Genomic DNA, 17,944 nt, shown 5'->3' with positions numbered 1-17,944 from the left:
CATCACCCTCCCGCTTGCAGAGCCGGCTGCACTCAGGACAGTCGGGGGCTTCGTCGGTAATGCGGAGCACCCTAATGGGGGTGACCGCTTCACCCCGAAGCAAGTTGGGTGTGTGCGGCAGACCGCGGGTCAAAGAGTCTCTGTCCTGTTGCGTTCGTGCGCGAGCGTCTGTGGGTGTCCGCTGCTGTTCCTCGGCGTTGTCACGCAGTGAGACACACACTTGAGCTAGACATCCGCTGCTAGCCTAGCTGGAGGTAGAAATCAGAAGATTGTCTCATCGCTCCCATTCCCGGCCTCGGGAGTGATCTTTTTGCGGGAGCGGGTTTTCTTGGTCTTCGGAAATGCAGGCCCAGGACCATACCGCACCGCAGTTCCGCGTTTTTGTTCTGACGTACGGGTGATTACTTCGCGGCCGACCAGGTCGCGCAGAATGTCGCGAGCCTGATAGACGTCCACATCGAACAGGCGCTGAATCGTCCTGTTGTTTACTTCACCGTAGTCGATAATGTGCTCGATGATCTTCTTGTCGATATCGTCGATTGCTCGGCTATGATATGTGACGGCGCTGCCTAGACGGGCTACGACTTCCCCACGCAGGCGGTAAGAGGGAAGTCTATTGCGCATCGTTCCGCGAGTTGGCTCCAAAATATTTAGGGGCTCCACAGACAGCCTCAAGAGTGCCGCCTGCGCCTCCTCTTCCGTGCGTTGAATAACACTTGCGATTTCGGATGCTTTGACTGTGCGCTTGTTACAAAGGATGCGAATGATGAGCAGGGCGTCGGTGTCGTCCTGCTCATCTTCCGGGAGGGAGGCCAGGAATTTGGCGATACGCGTATTAGGCGGCGCCCCGCGGAATAGGACAGATACCTGTTCCGAGTCCTCTGTAATGACGGGCACATCTCGTCCTGAGCGAATCATCTCGCGATACATGCGGTCGACGCCTTGACCGACTTCCTCGGCCAGGCCAAGAAGCCGGAAGGCGGCAGCAAGCGAGGGGTAACGTGCTCGCGATCCCCGGGTAAGGATGTTGCTCGTGGTCACACCCGACACGAGTGGGCCAGGGGAGTCGATCTTTAGGTACTGGGGGGAGTGTTCGATACGCACAGGAATGCGAAGGCGCCAGTCGCCATGAATGAGTGCATTTACGATCGCTTCGCGAACGGCTGCGGATGGGTAGTCCTCGATCTGCAACTGTCGGCCATCAGGCAGGGTTACTGGGGTAATTCCCTGGCGCGCTCGGGTAGCTTGGAGGACTTCCTCAAAAGCTAGAACGAGTGGCGTACCAAGCCGCAGGACCGCATCAGTTTCACCGGCCTGTGTGCGGCGGTGCTGATAAACGATGGCCTCGGCTGGAGATGACGTCGCGTCCTGGCACAGCATCAATTCGCCAGCCCGGGTGAGGGTTCCATCATCCGCCACGGCCTTCATTGCATGGAGTAGGTCGCGATCGTTGAGTTTCCCATGCCTCTGCCGTGTGACATCAATTGAACTGGTTAGAAGTCGTCGGCAGTACCGAAAGGCCAGAGGGTCAATGTCTTCAAGGGGGCGGCCGCTGGGCGTAGCCGACCAGTCGAACCCTCGACGCTCCTCTGCCAGGCGAGTTACATCCGCCGGCCGCATCGGAATGCAGTCAGTATTGATTCGCTGGTATGTGTAACCCTTCGCTGTGGAGTACACCTCAAGGCCCTCGGGGACTGAGATGACCAAGAGCCTCTTACCGGCGAACGTGATCTCATCGACTTCCACCAGTAGGGATGGGGTAGTCAGTGCGTGAATCCTGCCTCGCAGGGTGGGTGCGTCCAAGTCGCAGCCGATAAACGCCTGCTCGCCGCCGCGTGCGTCAACGACGCCAACGACGATCGTCCCGCCGCTTGCGTTGGCGAAGCAGACTGCAGCCTCGGCCAGATCCGCGAAGGCATCCTTTTGGTTGGGTTTGGCCTGCTTGAAGTCCAACGTCTCTGTCTCGCACTTGGCAGCCGTTGTGCCAGCGAGCACCTTCTCCAGCACTGGGAGGACCGACGGTGGCATCGTTTGAGGCTCCTTTGGGGACAGTCTTGCAGTCAGAGTATCCCCAAAGGCGCCCCAAAGGGCCTGCACGCCGCTCCCTAGTGGCGCGCGTGGGTTGCAAGGTCGGTGGAGCGGCTTTGGGCTGGAGCTGCTTTGGCGCGAGTGATCATGGCCCCGTAAGCTTCCGGCGCGTCGGGCAGTCTGTGGACCTGCCCGGTAAAGCACGACGTTGGGGCCATGATCTTCGAGGCTCGCGCCAAAGTGGCTGCCTAAAGCCGTGGAGCCGACCGCCCCAGCCACAGAGGGTGTCTCCCCACTTCATGCCCGCAGCCGCCGAGCGCGCCGCCGGGCGCGGCCAGCCGGGGCGAAGACAGGAGGCAGGCCGCGCCGCAGAGGCGGCGCGCGCCCGCGCCGTGCGCGGGCCTTGAACCAGTAGAGAAAGTTGTAACTCAGCCTGTCGAGTGTGACGTGAAGTCGTGGGCGCATGTCGGTAGTTCGGTTCCCTGGCGGTGTGCGAGGGGCAGGAAGAACACCGGTCGGATCGTCCAGGTGATGCGTGTGCTGACGTGGGTCAGGGACACCGTGCAGGGCTCGGCCCGCAGTAGGGCTCGTCGGGTGTCGATCCGGCCGTCATACATCCACTCCCACGCTGCACTGGAGGCGTCCGCGTCCAGTGCCGGGGAGATCGTTTCGAGGGCGACCGCTACCCAACGGTCCGCCTGCGGAGCGGAGTAGGCGTCGAACGATGCCACCAGTGCCGGCGGACCCTGCTCGGTCAGGCTCTCCGTCCAGCACTCGCACCAGAACCCCCACCGGGGCAGCTTCATCAGCATCGTCGGCCTCCCAGCCGTGCGTCGGCGTACAGCTCGGCGGTGACCGTGTGGCCCTGGTCGGTGTCGTGGACGACGACCCGGTGGGCGAGGGCGCTGACCATGCCCAGTCCCCGACCGTGCTCGGCCTCGTGGTCCTGGTGCTCGACCTTCGGGGCCGTGGCCGCTCCGCCGTCGTCCGTGACCGAGACCGCGATCACCTGTGCCGAGACGGCGACGGCCAGGTGGAAGCTGCCGGGCTCCCAGCCGCTGGCCGTGTGGCGGATCGCGTTCGTGCTCAGCTCGCTCACGATCAGCTCGGCGTCGTCGGCCAGAGGGGAGCCGCGCAGGATGTCGCGGGTCCAGCGGCGGGCCCGGCTCACTTCTTCCGGGAATCCTGGGCAACTCAGCCCCCACACCCGGGTCTTACTCGTATACTCGTGCATACAAGTTCCTTCATGCTGGTAGGCCGCCATGTGCAGCGGGTTCGGGCTAGACGAGTTTCACGCCGTCGTGGGCGCGAATGGCCGGCGGGGTCGTAGCGTCGAGTGCGTCAAGGACGCGTATCGCGTACGCCTCGTCGGCCAGCTCGGTGACCTCTTCGCGGGTGGCCCAGCGCAGTGCGCGGGTCTCGTCACCGGTGGTGGGCACACCGTCGGCGGCTTCGCAGCGGAAGACCAGCGAGACGATCAGGTCCTTCATGTTCTTGTAGACGCCGGTCAGGGTCGCGGGAAGCGCGATCTTGATGCCGGTCTCTTCGAGGACTTCCCGCTGGAGGGCTTCCGGGATGGTCTCCTCGCGTTCGAGGACACCGCCCGGCGGCTCCCAGTGACCGTTGTCCCGGCGCTGGATCAGGAGGGCCCGGCCCTGGTCGTCCACGACGACCCCGGCGACGCTCACGGAGTGCGGGCGTTCAGTGCTCACGTTCCTCGGCCCTCTCGGCTGGCTAGGCTCTCCACCGTAGCAACAGCACTCGCCCACTCGTCTAGATACCTAAAGGAGTACTCACGTGAGCCCTCTATCTTCGGGCCTCCTCGGTGATCTCGACCCCACGAGCGATCGTGCGGTCTTCCGGCAGATCGCCGACCAGCTGCGCGAGGCCATCGACCGTGGGCGATTCCGCGAAGGCGAGAAGCTGCCCTCCGAAGCCGACCTCGTGGACCACTTCGGGGTGTCCCGGATGACGGTCCGCAACGCCTTCTCCATCCTCCAGGGCGAGGGCCTGGTCCACGCCGAGCACGGCAGGGGAGTCTTCGTACGGCCACGCCCGCCCGTCAGGCGACTCGCCTCCGACCGCTTCGCCCGCCGTCACCGGGAACAAGGCAAGTCCGCGTTCATCGTGGAGGCCGACGCGGCCGGCGGCCACCCCCAGGTCGACAGCCTGGAGGTCAAGGAGGAGAAGGCCAGCCAGGACATCTCCACCCGGCTCGGATCCGTGCGGCGCGTGCTGGCCCGTCGGCGCCGGTACCTGCTCGACGGGCGGCCGGTCGAGTTCGCCACCTCTTACCTCCCGCTCGACATCGCCCGCGGAACCCCCATCGCCGAACCCAACCCCGGCCCCGGTGGCATCTACGCCCGCCTGGAAGAGCTGGGCCACCGCCTCGACCACTTCGATGAGGAGATCCGCGCCCGGATGCCCTCGCCCGCCGAGGTGAAGACGCTGCGGCTGGCCGCCGGCGTCCCGGTCATCCATCTCATCCGGACCGCCTTCGACACCGAGGGGCGGGCCGTGGAGGTCTGCGACACGGTGATGGCGGCGGACGCGTACGTCCTCTCGTACCAGCTTCCGGCGACCTGATCGTCACGATTTGCGGTGGTGCGCGGGGGCGTTCTCCCGAACTCGTACACCCCAACACGCTTACTCGTATAGACGAGTGGGCGAGTTGTGTGGCAAGGTGATTCCGTGATCCCGATCAAGGGACTCACAGAACCCATCTTGTATAGACGAGTAGATAGGAGTGTGCCTTGCGCACCATCCGCGTGGAGACCTCCGGTGCCACGATCCTCCTCACCGAGGCCCCCGAACCGAAGGTCCGCGACCGGCAGACCGGCGAGATCGCCAAGGACGCCAACAGCGGTGAAGCGCTGATGACCATCGGCGTCGTCTACATCGAGGACGGCGAGTCCTCGCTGATCAAGGTCACCGTTCCGGAGGGCGGCATCTCCGAGGGGCTGACTCTGGGGGCGCCGGTCTCGCTGCCGGGCCTGGTCGCCCGGCCGTGGGAGTCCTTCTTCAACGGCCAGCAGCGCCACGGCATCGCCTACCGCGCCGCCGCCGTCACCCCCGCCGTCTTCCCGGCCGCCACCGGGGCCGCTGCCTGATGTCCGACCTGACGACGCTTCTGGAAGTGAGTGGTCCTGTCGCCGCGCTCGGCGGCGGAGCCGCCTACGCCCGAGCCAAGCACCCGGCGGCGTACTGGTCCACGGTCGGCCTCCCGCTGTCCACGGTCCGGCTGCTCAGCGCCTATGGCTCGGTGATGGAGGCATGCGGCCTCACCATGGCGCCGTCCCGGCTCCGGGTGCTCGCCGCCAAGGCCATGACCCGGCGCGAGGTGCGGCCCGTACCACCTCGCCGGGGCCTGCTCCGGCCCACCACGACCGGCCTGCGGATACGCCTCCGCCTGGCCCCGGGCCAGGAACCCGCCGACTTCGCCGCCTCGGCCGAACGCTTGCGGCACGCCTGGGGCGTCCACGCCGTCTACGTCACCCCGGTCAAGCCGGGTGTCATCGAGCTGCGGCTCGTCGGCTACGACGTCTTACGACGGGTCCGCATGCCGCGCAAGATCGCGGACGGCTTCCTCAAAGTGCCGGTCGCCCTGCGCGAAGACGCCACGCCGTTCGTACGCGACTACCGCACCATCCCCCACCAGCTCACCCTCGGCGCCACCCTGTCCGGCAAGTCCATGTACCTGCGCCATCTCATCGCCGGCCTCGCTCCTCAGCCCGTCGCCCTGGTCGGCATCGACTGTAAGCGGGGCGTCGAACTGGCTCCCTTCGCACCCCGGCTCTCCGCGCTGGCCACCGACCCGGAACAGGCGGCCGAACTGCTGCCCGTACTGGTCAAGGAGATGGAGGACCGATACGACCTGATCAAGGCCCGGCAGGGCATCGCCCCTGGCACCCCGGACGAGGAGATCACCTCCGACATCTGGGGCCTGCCCGAGCACGAGCGCCCCGTACCCGTCGTGCTGTTCGTGGACGAGGTGGCCGAACTCTTCCTCGTCGCCACGAAGAAGGACGAGGAACGCCGGGACGAGATGGTCACCCAGCTCATCCGGCTCGCCCAGCTCGGCCGCGCCGCCGGCATCTACCTGGAGGTGTGCGGGCAGCGCTTCGGCTCTGAACTCGGCAAGGGCGCCACCATGCTCCGCGCCCAGCTGACCGGCCGTGTCTGCCACCGCGTCAACGACGAAGCCTCCGCGAAGATGGCCCTCGGCGACATCGCCCCCGAAGCGGTCGTGGCTGCCTGCTCCATCGCACCGGAACGGCCCGGCCTGGCCGTGGCGGGCGACACCTCCGGCGGCTGGTCCCGCATCCGCACGCCGTACCTCTCCCTCACCGACGCGGCCGAGACCTGCCGCACGTCCGCCGGACTGGTGCCCGACCTGCCCGCACTGGAGCCCTTCCGCCCCGACGTACCGGAACGTCCGGTCGAGCACACGGCGCCGGTCGTCCTGCCCCACCCGGTCACCGACTGACCTACCCCTGCCCGACTCCGGAAGGAGCCGCATCATGCGCGCCCACCTGGCCCGCGTCGACGCGGTACTCGTCCAGGCGCTCATCGCCGCCGCGCTGTCCTTCGCCCACCTCCACGATGTCGCCGTGGCGGCCGGACAGGACGGATGGAAAGCGTGGGCCTATCCCGTCTCCGTCGATCTGCTGCTCGTGGCCGCCTGGCGTCGACTGCGCTCCGGCAACGGCAAGGCCGCGGCCTGGTGCTGGTTCGTCATCGCCCTCGCCGCCTCCCTCGGCGCCAACGTCGCCACCGCCGGCCTCCTCGACCTCGGCAACGTTCCCGCCTGGCTGCGCATCCTCGTCGCGGGCTGGCCCGCCATCGCCTTCCTCGGCGGGACGCTCCTCGCCCACTCCGCACCCAAGCCGGGCCCCGAGACGGAAGTCATCGACGACCAGGTGGACGAGCCCGAAACCGCCCCCGAACAACCCTCCATCGAGACACCGACGCGACCGGTACCAATCCCCGTCCCGTCCGCCCTGATCGACCACGCCCGCAAGGTCGCCGCCGAGCACCACGCCCGCACCGGCGCCCCCATCGACACCCCGACCCTCCGCGCCCGCCTCGGCGTCCCCGCACCGATGGCCGAAGCCATCGCCACCCACCTCTGAGAGGAGACCGCATGTCCGCCAACCGCAGCTTCCGCAACGTCACCCGCATCGGCCCCGTCCAGGTCGGCACCTCCTACGACCACCGGGGCCGCGAGAAGCACACCGCCGCCTGCACTGCCCCGTGCTGCGGCTTCTCCGCCGACTACGACAGCCGCGCCGCCGCCGAACTGGCCGCCCGCACCCACCGCTGCCCCGTCCGCTGAAAGGACCCGGACCACCGTGACCGTCAGCCTGCCGCTCGTCTTCATCCTCGGGTTCTTCGCCTGGGGAGCGATCAAGTTCCTCGGCGTCCGTCCCTGGATTGTCGTCCTCATCGCGCTGTTCGGTTTCTGGCTCTCGCACACCTTCCTCGCCCCCGCCATCGAGTCCGGCACCCGGTCCGGCGTCGGCGTCGTAAACGGCTCACATGACTAGACGAGTAGATAAGAGAGGCCAAGCCGTGTTCCTGCCCAAGTACCCGGAGAACCCGACCCCGCCGTCCGCCCACACCCACGCACCGGCCGACCCGGCCCCCGCCCGACGCGGCCTCGCGTCACTTCCCGTCGATCAGAAGACGGTCGTGGCCCTGCTCGTCGGCGGCGTCGTCCTCACCGCGCTCCTGGCCGCCGTCGCCGTCACGGCCATCTCCGTGGCCGTCGCCACCGTCGTCCTGCGCACCCTGCTCCGCGAGCAGCACCGGCGCTGACCCGTCCGACCGCACCCGGGACGGCCGCGACACGGCCAAGCATCCGGCCGCCCCGGGCCCATCACCCCTGACCGATCCAGTCAGAAGGAGACCGCCATCTTCACCCGCACCACCCCGCCCCCGCTCCCGGAACTCGCGAGGCTGGCCGAAAACGGCGGCCTGCCGGGCATCCTGCGGCAGCTCTCCGGGCTCGGCGGCTGCACCCACCCGATCCGCCTCGACGGCCACCGCACCGAGTACGACATCGACACCACCACCGGAGAGATCGGCCGCGTCCTCCACCACCTCGACTCGACCACCCTCCCGGCCGGCCAACTCCTCGTCCGCTGCAACAACCGCCGCACCACCCGCTGCCCGGCCTGCGCCGAGGTTTACCGCCGAGACACCTTCCACCTGATCACCGCCGGACTGCGCGGCGGCAAAGGCGCCCCGGAACACGTCGCCGCACACCCCCGCGTCTTCGCCACCTTCACCGCCCCCGGCTTCGGCCCGGTCCACAACCGCCGCACCGACGGCCGCCCCTGCCGCTGCGGAACCCACCACGACCAGGACGACACCACACTCGGCACCCCACTCGACCCGGACACCTACGACTACGAGGGGGCCGTCCTCTGGAACGCCCACGCCGGACAGCTCTGGCGCCGCTTCTCCATCCACCTCCGCCGGGAGGTCGCCAAGCGCGCGGGCCTGTCACAGCGCCGCTTCCGCGACCACGCCCGCGTGTCCTTCGCCAAGGTCGCCGAATACCAGAAGCGCGGCGCCGTCCACTTCCACGCGGTCATCCGCCTCGACGGCCCCGGCGGCGCCGACACCCCACCCCCGCCCTGGGCCACCGCCGACCTGCTGACCGACGCCATCGAGGCCGCTGCTGCCAAGGCACGCGTCAACGGCCCGGTCATCGATGGCCGCGCCCACACCTTCACCTTCGGCCGTCAGCTCGACGTACGCACGATCCGTTCCGCCGACTTCAACGGCGGCCAGGAGCTGACCGAGCGGGCCGTGGCCGCGTACATCGCCAAGTACGCCACCAAGGGCGCCGAGACCGCGACGGGTGCCCTCGACCGGCCGCTGAAGTTCGCCGCCGAGCTGGCCCAGCTCGACATCAGCGACCACGCCCGCCGCCTGATCCGGACCGCCTGGACCCTCGGCGCACGCAAGGACCTGGAACACCTCCGCCTGCGCGCCTGGGCCCACATGCTCGGCTTCCGCGGCCACTTCTCCACCAAGTCCCGCCGCTACTCCACCACCCTCGGCGCCCTCCGCGACGCCCGCGCCGCATGGCGCCGAGCACAATCCGCAGCAGCCAACGGCCCGGAGATCGAGACGACGTACGTCCTCGCCCACTGGGTCTTCGCCGGCACCGGCCTGTCCGAAGCCGAAGCCTGGCTTGCCGCATCCCTCGAACCCGCTCCCGGAACGGAAGGAGAACCCACCCGTGCATGACGACGAGTTGCTGACGGTCCCGGACGTCATGGCACGTCTCAAGCTCGGCCGCTCCACGGTCTACGACCTCATCCGCTCCCGGCGTCTTCCCTCGATCACCATAGGCCGGTGCCGCCGTATCCCGGCGCGGGCTGTCCGCGAGTACATCACCACCGAACTGGAGGCGGCCGCCTGATGGCCCAGCAACGCAAGCGGAACCCCAACGGTGCCGGCACCATCACCAAGCGTAAGGACGGCCGGTTCCAGTGCGCGGTTTACGTGCTTCAGCCGGACGGCACCCGCGCCCGCAAGTTCGCCTACGGCAAGACCTGGGCGGAGTGCGACGCCAAGCGCCGGGAACTGCTCGACAAGGTGGACCAGGGCGTGCCCGTGCCCACCAAGTCGGCCAAGCTCTCGGAGTGGCTGCCGTACTGGCTGGAGCACTTCATCAAGCCCAACCGGAAGCGGACGACGTACAGCAAGTACGCGATGCACGTGCGCCTCTACCTCGTGCCGCTGCTCGGCTCCAAGAGCCTGGAGGCGCTGGGACCCCGCCACGTGCGAACCCTCGTCGCCGAGGTCTCCCGCCGTGCCTCGCCGGCCACGGCCAAGGAGGCACACCGCGTCCTACGGACCGCCCTCACCGCGGCCTGCCGCGAGGAGCTGGTGACGCGAAACGCCGCCTCGCTCGTGGAGGCCCCGAAGGTGCCCCGCCGCGAGCTGACTCCGTGGACGCTGGACGAGACGCTGACGTTCCTGGAGCACGCGCGCCGCGACCCGCTGTACGCCGCCTTCGTCCTGGCGGTCGCCATGGGTCTGCGGCGCGGCGAGATCCTGGGGCTCCGCTGGTCGGACGTCGATCTCGAACAGCGCGTCCTGCGGATCAGCAAGCAGGTGCAGCGCGTCGGCGGGGAGCTGTACGAGGACACCACCAAGAGCGGCCGGGCGCGTCCCGTGCCCCTCCCCCTCATCTGTCTGGCGGCGCTCCGCTGGCACCGGATGCGGCATGCGGAGGCTGCTCGGCTCAAGGGGGTCGAGCTGTCCTCGTCCTCGTACGTCTTCACCACCCGCACCGGCCGTCCGATCGACCCGCAGAACGTCAACCGGTCGTTCTTCCGCATCACCGACGCCGCCGGCCTTCGGCGCATCCGTCTGCACGACGCCCGGCACGGCTGCGCCACGCTCCTCACCGCCGCCGGTGTCGCGCCGCGCGTGGTGATGGAGATCCTCGGGCACAGCCAGATCAGCATCACGATGGACGTCTACACGCACGTGACGTCGGACACGCAGCGCGAGGCCATCAGCCACATGGATCGCCTGCTCAGGCGCCGTGTCGACCGTGAGTGACCGCCCGCGCTGATGTCACCCGTGGATGTCGAACGCCCCGGACCGATCATCGGCCGGGGCGTTCGCGCTGTTCAACCCAAGAGCCCCCTGTCGGATTCGAACCGACGACCTTCGCTTTACAAGAGCGGCGCTCTGACCAGCTGAGCTAAGGAGGCGCGCACCTGGGTGCTCGTGCAGTGTACCCAGGTCCGGGGGCGGCCCTGTCGAAAATTTCCGTGAAGTTCACCGGGGCCGGAGTACTGACACGGCGGGTGATCGCCAGGTAGCGTCTCGGTCCAGTTCACCCCGGTGGACTACACCCACCACCTTCCTACAACGGATCGTCCGGCACGTTCCTGCCGGTAGAAGGGGGCCCATTCACCATGGCCACAGTCACGTTCGACAAGGCGACCCGGATCTACCCGGGTTCCGACAAGCCCGCCGTCGACGCGCTCGACATCGCGATCGAGGACGGCGAGTTCCTCGTCCTGGTCGGCCCGTCCGGTTGCGGCAAGTCCACCTCCCTGCGGATGCTCGCGGGCCTGGAGGACGTCAACGGCGGCGCCATCCGCATCGGTGACCGCGACGTCACACACCTGCCGCCCAAGGACCGGGACATCGCCATGGTGTTCCAGAACTACGCCCTCTACCCGCACATGACGGTCGCCGACAACATGGGCTTCGCGCTCAAGATCGCCGGCGTGCCGAAGGCGGAGATCCGGCAGAAGGTCGAGGAGGCCGCGAAGATCCTCGACCTGTCCCAGTACCTGGACCGCAAGCCGAAGGCGCTCTCCGGCGGTCAGCGCCAGCGTGTCGCCATGGGCCGCGCGATCGTGCGCGAGCCCCAGGTCTTCCTCATGGACGAGCCGCTGTCCAACCTGGACGCCAAGCTCCGCGTCTCCACCCGTACGCAGATCGCCTCGCTCCAGCGCCGGCTCGGTATCACCACCGTCTACGTCACCCACGACCAGGTCGAGGCCATGACGATGGGCGACCGGGTGGCGGTCCTCAAGGACGGTCTGCTCCAGCAGGTCGACTCGCCGCGGAACATGTACGACAAGCCCGCGAACCTCTTCGTCGCCGGCTTCATCGGCTCCCCCGCCATGAACCTGGTCGAGGTCCCGATCACGGACGGCGGCGTGAAGTTCGGCAACAGCGTCGTCCCGGTCAACCGGGAGGCCCTGAAGACCGCCGCCGACCGGGGCGACCGCACGGTCACCGTCGGCGTCCGTCCCGAGCACTTCGACGTGGTCGAGCTGAACGGCGGCGCCGCCGCGTCCCTGTCCAAGGACAGCGCCGACGCCCCGGCCGGCCTCGCCGTCTCGGTCAACGTCGTCGAGGAGCTGGGCGCCGACGGTTACGTGTACGGCTCCGCGGAGGTCGGCGGCGAGGTCAAGGACCTGGTCGTCCGCGTCAACGGCCGGCAGATCCCGGACAAGGGCTCCACGCTGCACGTCGTGCCGCGGCCGGGCGAGATCCACGTGTTCTCCACGTCCACCGGCGAGCGGCTGTCCGACTGACGGCCCACGGCACCGGAAGGGCCCCGCGCGCTCGGCGTGCGGGGCCCTTCGTGTCGTACGGTCTCCCACGGAACGGTCTCCGACGGGTGATGCGTCAACCCGTTACCCGGAAATCCGTGCTTCCTCATCCCCCGAAGGGGTGACGCATTGTCCCCCTGTCATTACCGGGCGCTACCCTCACACGCGTGAAGCACTCCACCACCCCACAGACGCGACGCAGCCACCGGGGCGGCCCCGCCCGCCGGATCGGCCGCACCCTCGCCCTCGTCCTGCCCGTCTTCATGGTGCTCTCCGGGACCCTCGCGGTCACCCGGGTCAACTGGACGGGCAGCCCCGCCGATTCGGTGCTGGCCGCCTCCGACGTGACGTCGGCGACGGTCGCCGCCCGGACGGCCGCCCGCGCCCCCGAGGACGTGCTCCGCGAGCGGCTGATGAGCGAACTCCAGGACCAGGACCCCGGCGCGGTGCTCACGCACCTCCAGCGGGCCGTCAACGGACGCCCCGCGCTCGCCCGGCACTGCTCCTCCATCGCCCGCGCCCTCGGCACGGCCGCGGTGCGCATCTACGGCGCCTCGCGCGCCCAGTCCTACGCCCGCCCCGTGTGCGACACGTCCTTCGCCTCGGGCGTCCTGGCGGCACACAGCTGACGCGCGCAGCCGACACCCACAGCCGACGCGGCCGGCGGCGGCCCCGCCAGGACCGTTGCCGCCGCCACACCCCCGTGGGGCGCCACGTACAGTGCCGTCATGACCCATCCGAGCGCCGCGTCGCGCCCCACTCAAGCCGTGGTCCTGGCCGGTGGCCAGGGCTCGCGGCTGCGTCCGTACACCGACGACCGGCCCAAGCCGATGGTCGAGATCCCCGGCACGGGCACGCCGATCATCGGCCACCAGCTCGCCTGGCTCGCCGAGGAAGGTGTCACGGACGTGGTCGTCTCGTGCGGCCACCTCGCCGACGTCCTCCAGAAGTGGCTGGACTCGGCCGACCTGCCCCTCTCCGTCACCACCGTCGTGGAGAGCGAACCCCTCGGCCGCGGCGGCGGCCTGCGTTACGCCGCCGCGCACCTGCCCCACCCCGACCGGCCCTGGTACGCCACCAACGGTGACATCTGGACCCGGTTCTCCCTGCGGGACATGGCCGACTTCCACACCGAGCGGGACGCCGTCGCCACCCTCGCGCTGGCCCGGCCGCGCATTCCGTGGGGCGCGGTGCAGACCGACGGCTTCGGGCACATCACCGACTTCATCGAGGCACCGCCGTCCACGTTCGAGATCAACGCGGGCGTGTACGTGTTCTCCCCGGAGTTCGCCGCCCTGCTGCCGGAGCGCGGGGACCACGAGCGGACGACGTTCCCCCGCCTGGCCCGGGAGCACAAGCTGGCCGGGTTCCCCATCCCGCAGGGGGCGTACTGGCGGGCCATCGACACGGCCAAGGACCTGACCGAGGCGGCCAAGGAACTGGCGGCGCTGAGCCGGTAGACCCGTGATCCGTACGGCGAAGGGGCCCTGTACCGCGGTCGGTACAGGGCCCCTTCGGCGTTCCGCGTCAGCCGAGCAGGCCGCCCACCAGGCCGGGCTGGCCGGTGGCCGTGGAGCCGCCGTCCGACGTGCTGCCGGTGGTGCCGCCGCCGGTCGACGTGGTGCCGCCGGTGGCGGCCGTACCGCCCGTGCCGGTCGGGCCCGCCGTGGTGCTGGGGACGCCGCCGGTCGGCGCCGACCGGCGGGGCGGGACCTGGCCCGTGGTGCCCGTGGCACCCGTGGTGCCCGTGGTCTGGGTCGGGGCCGCCGTCGTCGCGCCGGTGGTGGCGCGGTCGGTGCCGGGCGGGGTCGCCGCGCCGGACGGGCTCGCGCCGGCCGTGGCGCCGTCCGTCGGCGTGGCGGAGGCCGCCGGGGTCTTCTTGTGCCGCTTGCCGGGCTCCTTGGGGAGCGGGGAGCCGGGCAGGTGGTTGCGGGGGGCCTCACCGGGGCCGGGGACGACCACCCGCCCGGAGTCGCGGACCGCGCCGCCCAGCAGGGAGCCGATCAGCAGGGTCAGGCCGACGGTGACGGCCGTGATCAGCGCACCCCGGCGCAGCACGTAGCGGCGCAGCTCCCAGATGTCGGAGCGGGGGCCGAGCCGCCGCCAGGCGCTGCCCGCGAGCCGGCCGTCCACCGAGTACACGGGGGCGCCGGCGATGACCAGCGGGGACCAGGCGGCCAGGTAGATGATGTCCGGGGCGTCGTAGGCCGGGACCGTCTTCCAGCTGACGGTGACGATCAGGGCGGCCGAGAGCAGCGCGCCGACGACCGCGGCCACGCGCTGCCAGCAGCCCAGGATGGTCAGGACGCCGACGACGACCTGGAGGAAGGCGATGACCAGGCCGGAGCCGATCGGATGCTGGAGGGCGAACTGGCGCAGCGGCTCGGCCACGTCCCACGGGTGCAGGGTGTTGAGCCACTTCACCATGGAGCCGCGCTCGCCGCCGTCGAAGTAGACGGGGTCGCACAGCTTGCCCATGCCGGCGTAGATGGAGATGAAGCCCAGGAAGATCCGCAGCGGGAGCAGGACCACGCCCAGGTTCATCCGGCGGCCGGGGTAGTAGGCGTGCCGGGACGGGTCGTCGCCCTGGCGCCGGGCGGGGCGCGGGTCGTCGGTGTCCTCGTCGTGGCCGGGGTCCTCCGGGTACGTCCCGTACGGCTCCGGGTCCTCGATGCCGGACGGGGGGTCGTAGGCGCCGGTGACCGTGCGCATGTGCGGCAGCAGACGCGTGGCGTCGGCGGCGTCGGGGGCGGTGCGCTGGTGGCCCACGACCGGGGTCTCGACGGTCTGGTCGAGTTCGGCGTACGTGTCGGCGTAGCCGGCCTGGACGCGCGGGATGACCTGGGTGGCGCCGGCCTCGGGCTCGTCGGCGTGGCGGACGCTGCCCCGCACGGCCTGGAGGAGCCGGTGGGCGCCGGTGTCGTCGGGGGCGGACCGGCCGCTCCAGACGACGGGGCGGCGGCGGCCGGCCGCGCCGGCCGCCCGGCCCGCCGTGCCCAGGACCGGCTTGCGGGCGGTCTCCTGGCCGGTGGCGTGCAGATGCCGGGTGATCCGCGGGGACTGGGTGCCCTTCGCCGACGCGCCCAACTGCACGCGGAAGCTGGCGTGATTGACGATGACCTGCGCCGGATCGCTCGGCACCTTCACCATGCTCAGCGCGGGAGCGTCGTCGAAACCCGACGAGCGGTCCCCCGTGGGTGTGCGGGGTGTTCTGGTGTCCACACTCATCTAACCGAGTGACGTGGTGTTAGGACACTGCTTTGACCCGCCGGATGTGTCCGGACCCCGTCAAAGCCGTGCCCACCGCCGTACGGCCACCCGAATCACCCCGCAAGGGTGAGGCCCTGGACGGGTGTTCAGCCCGCCCGGGCCGTCGGTCAGCCGCGCCTGCGCGCCGCCTCGTAGAGCACGATCCCGGCCGCCACGCCCGCGTTGAGCGACTCCGCGCCGCCCGGCATCGGGATGCGCACCCGGAAGTCGCAGGTCTCGCCGACCAGGCGGGAAAGGCCCTTGCCCTCGCTGCCGACGACGATGACCACCGGGCCCCCGATGGCCTCCAGCTCGCCGAGTTCCACCTCGCCGTCCGCCGCCAGGCCGACCACCGTGAGACCGGCCTTCTTGTAGGCCTCCAGGACCCGGGTGAGGTTGGTGGCACGGGCGACCGGCGTACGGGCCGCCGTACCGGCGGAGGTCTTCCAGGCGCCGGCCGTCATCCCGGCCGAGCGGCGCTCGGGCACGACCACGCCGTGCCCGCCGAAGGCGGAGACCGAGCGGACGACGGCGCCCAGGTTGCGCGGGTCGGTGACCCCGTCCAGGGCGACGACCAGCGGGTCCTCGCCCTCCTCTGCGGCGGCGTCGAGCAGGTCCTCGGGGTGCGCGTACTCGTACGGCGGGACCTGGAGGACCAGGCCCTGGTGGTTGAGGCCGTTGGTCATGCGGTCCAGCTCGGGGCGCGGGGCCTCCATGAGGTTGATGCCACCGCGCTCGGCGGCGAGCTGGAGGGCCTCGCGGACGCGCTCGTCGTTGTCGATGAACTGCTGGACGTAGAGCGTGGAGGCGGGCACGCCCCCGCGCAGCGCCTCCACCACCGGGTTGCGGCCCACCACCAGCTCGGAGGCGGACCGGCCGCCGCCCCGGCGCTGCGGCGCCCGGCCCTGCGCGCGGCGGCTCTTGGCCGCGGCGGCGCGCTGCTTGGCGTGTCCCTTGCGCATCTCGGCGGGCGGGGTCGGGCCCTTCCCTTCCAGGCCCCGGCGCCGCTTGCCGCCGCTGCCGACCTGCGCGCCCTTCTTGCCGGACATGCGGCGGTTGTTCGCGGCCATGAGTTACCCGTCTCCGTGAGGCGTCGTACGTACGTCTTATGCAGTGTGCCGCCCGGAGGGCCGGGCGGCACAGTCGATCAGTCGCCGGTCAGCGCGCGCCGAGGCTCCAGCGCGGGCCCTGGGGGCTGTCCTCGATGACCAGCCCGGAGTCCTTGAGCTGGTCGCGGATGGCGTCGGCGGTGGCCCAGTCCTTGCGGGCGCGGGCGGACTCGCGCTGGCCGAGGACCAGGCGGACGAGGCTGTCGACCACGCCCTGGAGGTCCTCGCCCCGGTCGCCCTCGCCGGCCCAGTGCGGGTCGAGCGGGTCGAGCCCGAGGACGCCGAGCATGGCCCGCACCTCGGCGAGCCGGGCGACGGCGGCGTCCTTGTCGTCAGCGGCGAGGGCGCTGTTGCCCTGCCGGACGGTGGTGTGCACGACGGCGAGGGCCTGCGGGACGCCCAGGTCGTCGTCCATCGCCTCGGCGAAGGCGGGCGGGACCTCGGCGGCCGGCTCGACGGTCTTCCCGGCCAGCTCGGTGACCCGCTGCACGAAGCCCTCGATCCGCGCGAACGCGGACTCGGCCTCGCGCAGGGACTCCTCGCTGTACTCGATCATCGAGCGGTAGTGCGGGGTGCCCAGGTAGTAGCGCAGCACGATCGGGCGCCACTGCTTGACCATCTCGCTGACCAGGACGCTGTTGCCGAGCGACTTGGACATCTTGTCGCCGGCCATGGTGACCCAGGCGTTGTGCACCCAGTACCGCGCGAACTCGTCGCCGTAGGCCTTGGCCTGGGCGATCTCGTTCTCGTGGTGCGGGAAGATCAGGTCGAGGCCGCCGCCGTGGATGTCGAAGGCGCTGCCCAGGTACTTGTGGGCCATCGCCGAGCACTCCAGGTGCCAGCCGGGGCGGCCCGGGCCCCACGGCGTCGGCCAGCTCGGCTCGCCGGGCTTGACCGCCTTCCACAGGGCGAAGTCGCGCGGGTCCCGCTTGCCGGTCTCGCCCTCGCCGGACGGCTGGAGCAGGTTGTCCAGCTCCTGCCGGGACAGCTCCAGGTAGCGGGGGAAGGAGCGGACGTCGAAGTAGACGTTGCCGTCGGCCGCGTAGGCGTGCCCGCGGTCGATGAGGCCCCGCATCATCTCGACCATCTCGGTGATGTGGCCGGTGGCGCGGGGTTCGTAGGTCGGCGGGAGGCAGCCCAGGGCGGTGTAGCCCTCGTTGAACGCGCGCTCGTTCTCGTACCCGATCGACCACCAGGGCCGGTGCTGCTCGTGGCTCTTGGTGATGATCTTGTCGTCGATGTCGGTGACGTTGCGGATGAACGTCACCTCGTAGCCGCGGTGGGCGAACCAGCGGCGCATGATGTCGAAGTTGAGGCCCGAGCGGATGTGGCCGATGTGGGGGGCCGCCTGCACGGTGGCGCCACACAGGTAGATCGAGACACAGCCCGGCTTGAGCGGGGTGAAGTCACGGATCTGCCGGGCGCTGGTGTCGTACAGGCGAATGGTCACCACTC

General features: G+C 70.0%; 20 protein-coding genes and 1 tRNA gene. 13 read left to right on the top strand and 8 right to left on the bottom strand.

Going from position 1 to position 17,944, the window contains the following annotated elements; genetic code table 11:
* Window positions 1-261 precede the first annotated feature (261 nt).
* The 4 genes from AB0E62_RS07090 to AB0E62_RS07075 all read right to left on the bottom strand — a co-directional run bounded on the left by AB0E62_RS07090 (window position 262) and on the right by AB0E62_RS07075 (window position 3,716).
* Window positions 262-2,007, bottom strand: a complete 1,746-nt coding sequence (locus AB0E62_RS07090) for an RNA-binding domain-containing protein (protein ID WP_362189296.1) — start codon at window positions 2,005-2,007, stop codon at window positions 262-264.
* A 449-nt stretch (window positions 2,008-2,456) separates the two neighbouring features.
* On the bottom strand, window positions 2,457-2,840 hold the full coding sequence (locus AB0E62_RS07085; RefSeq protein WP_362189293.1) for a hypothetical protein: 384 nt from the start codon (window positions 2,838-2,840) through the stop codon (window positions 2,457-2,459).
* Window positions 2,834-3,262 carry an ATP-binding protein gene (locus AB0E62_RS07080; protein WP_362189290.1) on the bottom strand — a complete coding sequence of 143 codons (429 nt, stop codon included), beginning with the start codon at window positions 3,260-3,262 and terminating at the stop codon, window positions 2,834-2,836. Before AB0E62_RS07080 ends, AB0E62_RS07085 begins: the two co-directional genes overlap by 7 nt.
* A 46-nt stretch (window positions 3,263-3,308) precedes the next feature.
* Window positions 3,309-3,716 (bottom strand): NUDIX hydrolase, encoded by a 408-nt coding sequence (locus AB0E62_RS07075; RefSeq protein WP_362190111.1) that lies wholly within the window; start codon window positions 3,714-3,716, stop codon window positions 3,309-3,311.
* Between the two features lie 109 nt (window positions 3,717-3,825).
* Here AB0E62_RS07075 and AB0E62_RS07070 point away from each other — a divergent pair, with 109 nt between their 5' ends.
* The 10 genes from AB0E62_RS07070 to AB0E62_RS07025 all read left to right on the top strand — a co-directional run bounded on the left by AB0E62_RS07070 (window position 3,826) and on the right by AB0E62_RS07025 (window position 10,614).
* Complete coding sequence (locus tag AB0E62_RS07070) at window positions 3,826-4,614, top strand: GntR family transcriptional regulator (RefSeq protein WP_086696535.1); 789 nt, start codon at window positions 3,826-3,828, stop codon at window positions 4,612-4,614.
* A 167-nt stretch (window positions 4,615-4,781) separates the two neighbouring features.
* Window positions 4,782-5,138, top strand: coding sequence for a hypothetical protein (locus tag AB0E62_RS07065; RefSeq protein ID WP_362189287.1), 357 nt, complete (start codon window positions 4,782-4,784; stop codon window positions 5,136-5,138).
* Window positions 5,138-6,514, top strand: coding sequence for an FtsK/SpoIIIE domain-containing protein (locus AB0E62_RS07060; protein WP_362189284.1), 1,377 nt, complete (start codon window positions 5,138-5,140; stop codon window positions 6,512-6,514). Before AB0E62_RS07065 ends, AB0E62_RS07060 begins: the two co-directional genes overlap by 1 nt.
* A 34-nt stretch (window positions 6,515-6,548) precedes the next feature.
* Window positions 6,549-7,160, top strand: coding sequence for a DUF2637 domain-containing protein (locus AB0E62_RS07055; RefSeq protein ID WP_362189281.1), 612 nt, complete (start codon window positions 6,549-6,551; stop codon window positions 7,158-7,160).
* Between the two features lie 11 nt (window positions 7,161-7,171).
* Entirely contained in the window at window positions 7,172-7,363 is a 192-nt protein-coding gene (locus tag AB0E62_RS07050) for a mobile element transfer protein (RefSeq protein WP_362189278.1), read from the top strand.
* 16 nt (window positions 7,364-7,379) lie between these two features.
* Window positions 7,380-7,574 carry a hypothetical protein gene (locus AB0E62_RS07045; protein ID WP_362189275.1) on the top strand — a complete coding sequence of 65 codons (195 nt, stop codon included), beginning with the start codon at window positions 7,380-7,382 and terminating at the stop codon, window positions 7,572-7,574.
* Window positions 7,575-7,599: 25 nt separating this feature from the next.
* The gene (locus AB0E62_RS07040; protein ID WP_362189272.1) at window positions 7,600-7,845 is read left to right on the top strand and encodes a SpdD protein; all 246 of its coding nucleotides are present in this window, start codon (window positions 7,600-7,602) and stop codon (window positions 7,843-7,845) included.
* Window positions 7,846-7,986: 141 nt separating this feature from the next.
* Window positions 7,987-9,288: a replication initiator gene (locus AB0E62_RS07035; RefSeq protein ID WP_362190109.1), complete on the top strand. Its 1,302-nt coding sequence runs from the start codon at window positions 7,987-7,989 to the stop codon at window positions 9,286-9,288.
* Window positions 9,281-9,463: a helix-turn-helix domain-containing protein gene (locus tag AB0E62_RS07030; protein ID WP_074992639.1), complete on the top strand. Its 183-nt coding sequence runs from the start codon at window positions 9,281-9,283 to the stop codon at window positions 9,461-9,463. The genes AB0E62_RS07035 and AB0E62_RS07030 overlap by 8 nt, the downstream gene beginning before the upstream one ends.
* Window positions 9,463-10,614, top strand: coding sequence for a site-specific integrase (locus AB0E62_RS07025; RefSeq protein ID WP_362189269.1), 1,152 nt, complete (start codon window positions 9,463-9,465; stop codon window positions 10,612-10,614). The genes AB0E62_RS07030 and AB0E62_RS07025 overlap by 1 nt, the downstream gene beginning before the upstream one ends.
* A gap of 81 nt (window positions 10,615-10,695) precedes the next feature.
* On the opposite strand, the gene AB0E62_RS07020 is transcribed toward AB0E62_RS07025, so the two are convergent.
* Window positions 10,696-10,769 (bottom strand) — tRNA-Thr (locus AB0E62_RS07020).
* Between the two features lie 207 nt (window positions 10,770-10,976).
* Between AB0E62_RS07020 and ugpC the strand changes: the two genes are divergently transcribed.
* The 3 genes from ugpC (at window position 10,977) to AB0E62_RS07005 (ending at window position 13,591) form a co-directional block, all read left to right on the top strand.
* Entirely contained in the window at window positions 10,977-12,113 is a 1,137-nt protein-coding gene (gene ugpC / locus AB0E62_RS07015) for a sn-glycerol-3-phosphate ABC transporter ATP-binding protein UgpC (protein ID WP_362189266.1), read from the top strand.
* A gap of 185 nt (window positions 12,114-12,298) precedes the next feature.
* Window positions 12,299-12,760: a hypothetical protein gene (locus AB0E62_RS07010; RefSeq protein ID WP_362189263.1), complete on the top strand. Its 462-nt coding sequence runs from the start codon at window positions 12,299-12,301 to the stop codon at window positions 12,758-12,760.
* Window positions 12,761-12,859: 99 nt separating this feature from the next.
* Window positions 12,860-13,591, top strand: a complete 732-nt coding sequence (locus AB0E62_RS07005; protein WP_362189260.1) for a nucleotidyltransferase family protein — start codon at window positions 12,860-12,862, stop codon at window positions 13,589-13,591.
* A gap of 67 nt (window positions 13,592-13,658) precedes the next feature.
* Here the strand turns inward: AB0E62_RS07005 and AB0E62_RS07000 are convergent, their stop codons facing one another.
* The 3 genes from AB0E62_RS07000 to cysS form a co-directional block, all read right to left on the bottom strand.
* Window positions 13,659-15,359, bottom strand: coding sequence for a DoxX family protein (locus AB0E62_RS07000; RefSeq protein ID WP_362189257.1), 1,701 nt, complete (start codon window positions 15,357-15,359; stop codon window positions 13,659-13,661).
* Between the two features lie 149 nt (window positions 15,360-15,508).
* Complete coding sequence (gene rlmB / locus AB0E62_RS06995; protein ID WP_362189255.1) at window positions 15,509-16,450, bottom strand: 23S rRNA (guanosine(2251)-2'-O)-methyltransferase RlmB; 942 nt, start codon at window positions 16,448-16,450, stop codon at window positions 15,509-15,511.
* 88 nt (window positions 16,451-16,538) lie between these two features.
* The gene (cysS, locus tag AB0E62_RS06990) at window positions 16,539-17,939 is read right to left on the bottom strand and encodes a cysteine--tRNA ligase (protein ID WP_362189252.1); all 1,401 of its coding nucleotides are present in this window, start codon (window positions 17,937-17,939) and stop codon (window positions 16,539-16,541) included.
* Window positions 17,940-17,944 lie beyond the last annotated feature (5 nt).

This window comes from Streptomyces sp. NPDC038707 (assembly GCF_040636485.1).
GTDB lineage: Bacteria > Actinomycetota > Actinomycetes > Streptomycetales > Streptomycetaceae > Streptomyces.
Note: the sequence above shows the minus strand (reverse complement) of the source record. Positions and strands in the feature narration are given on the sequence as shown.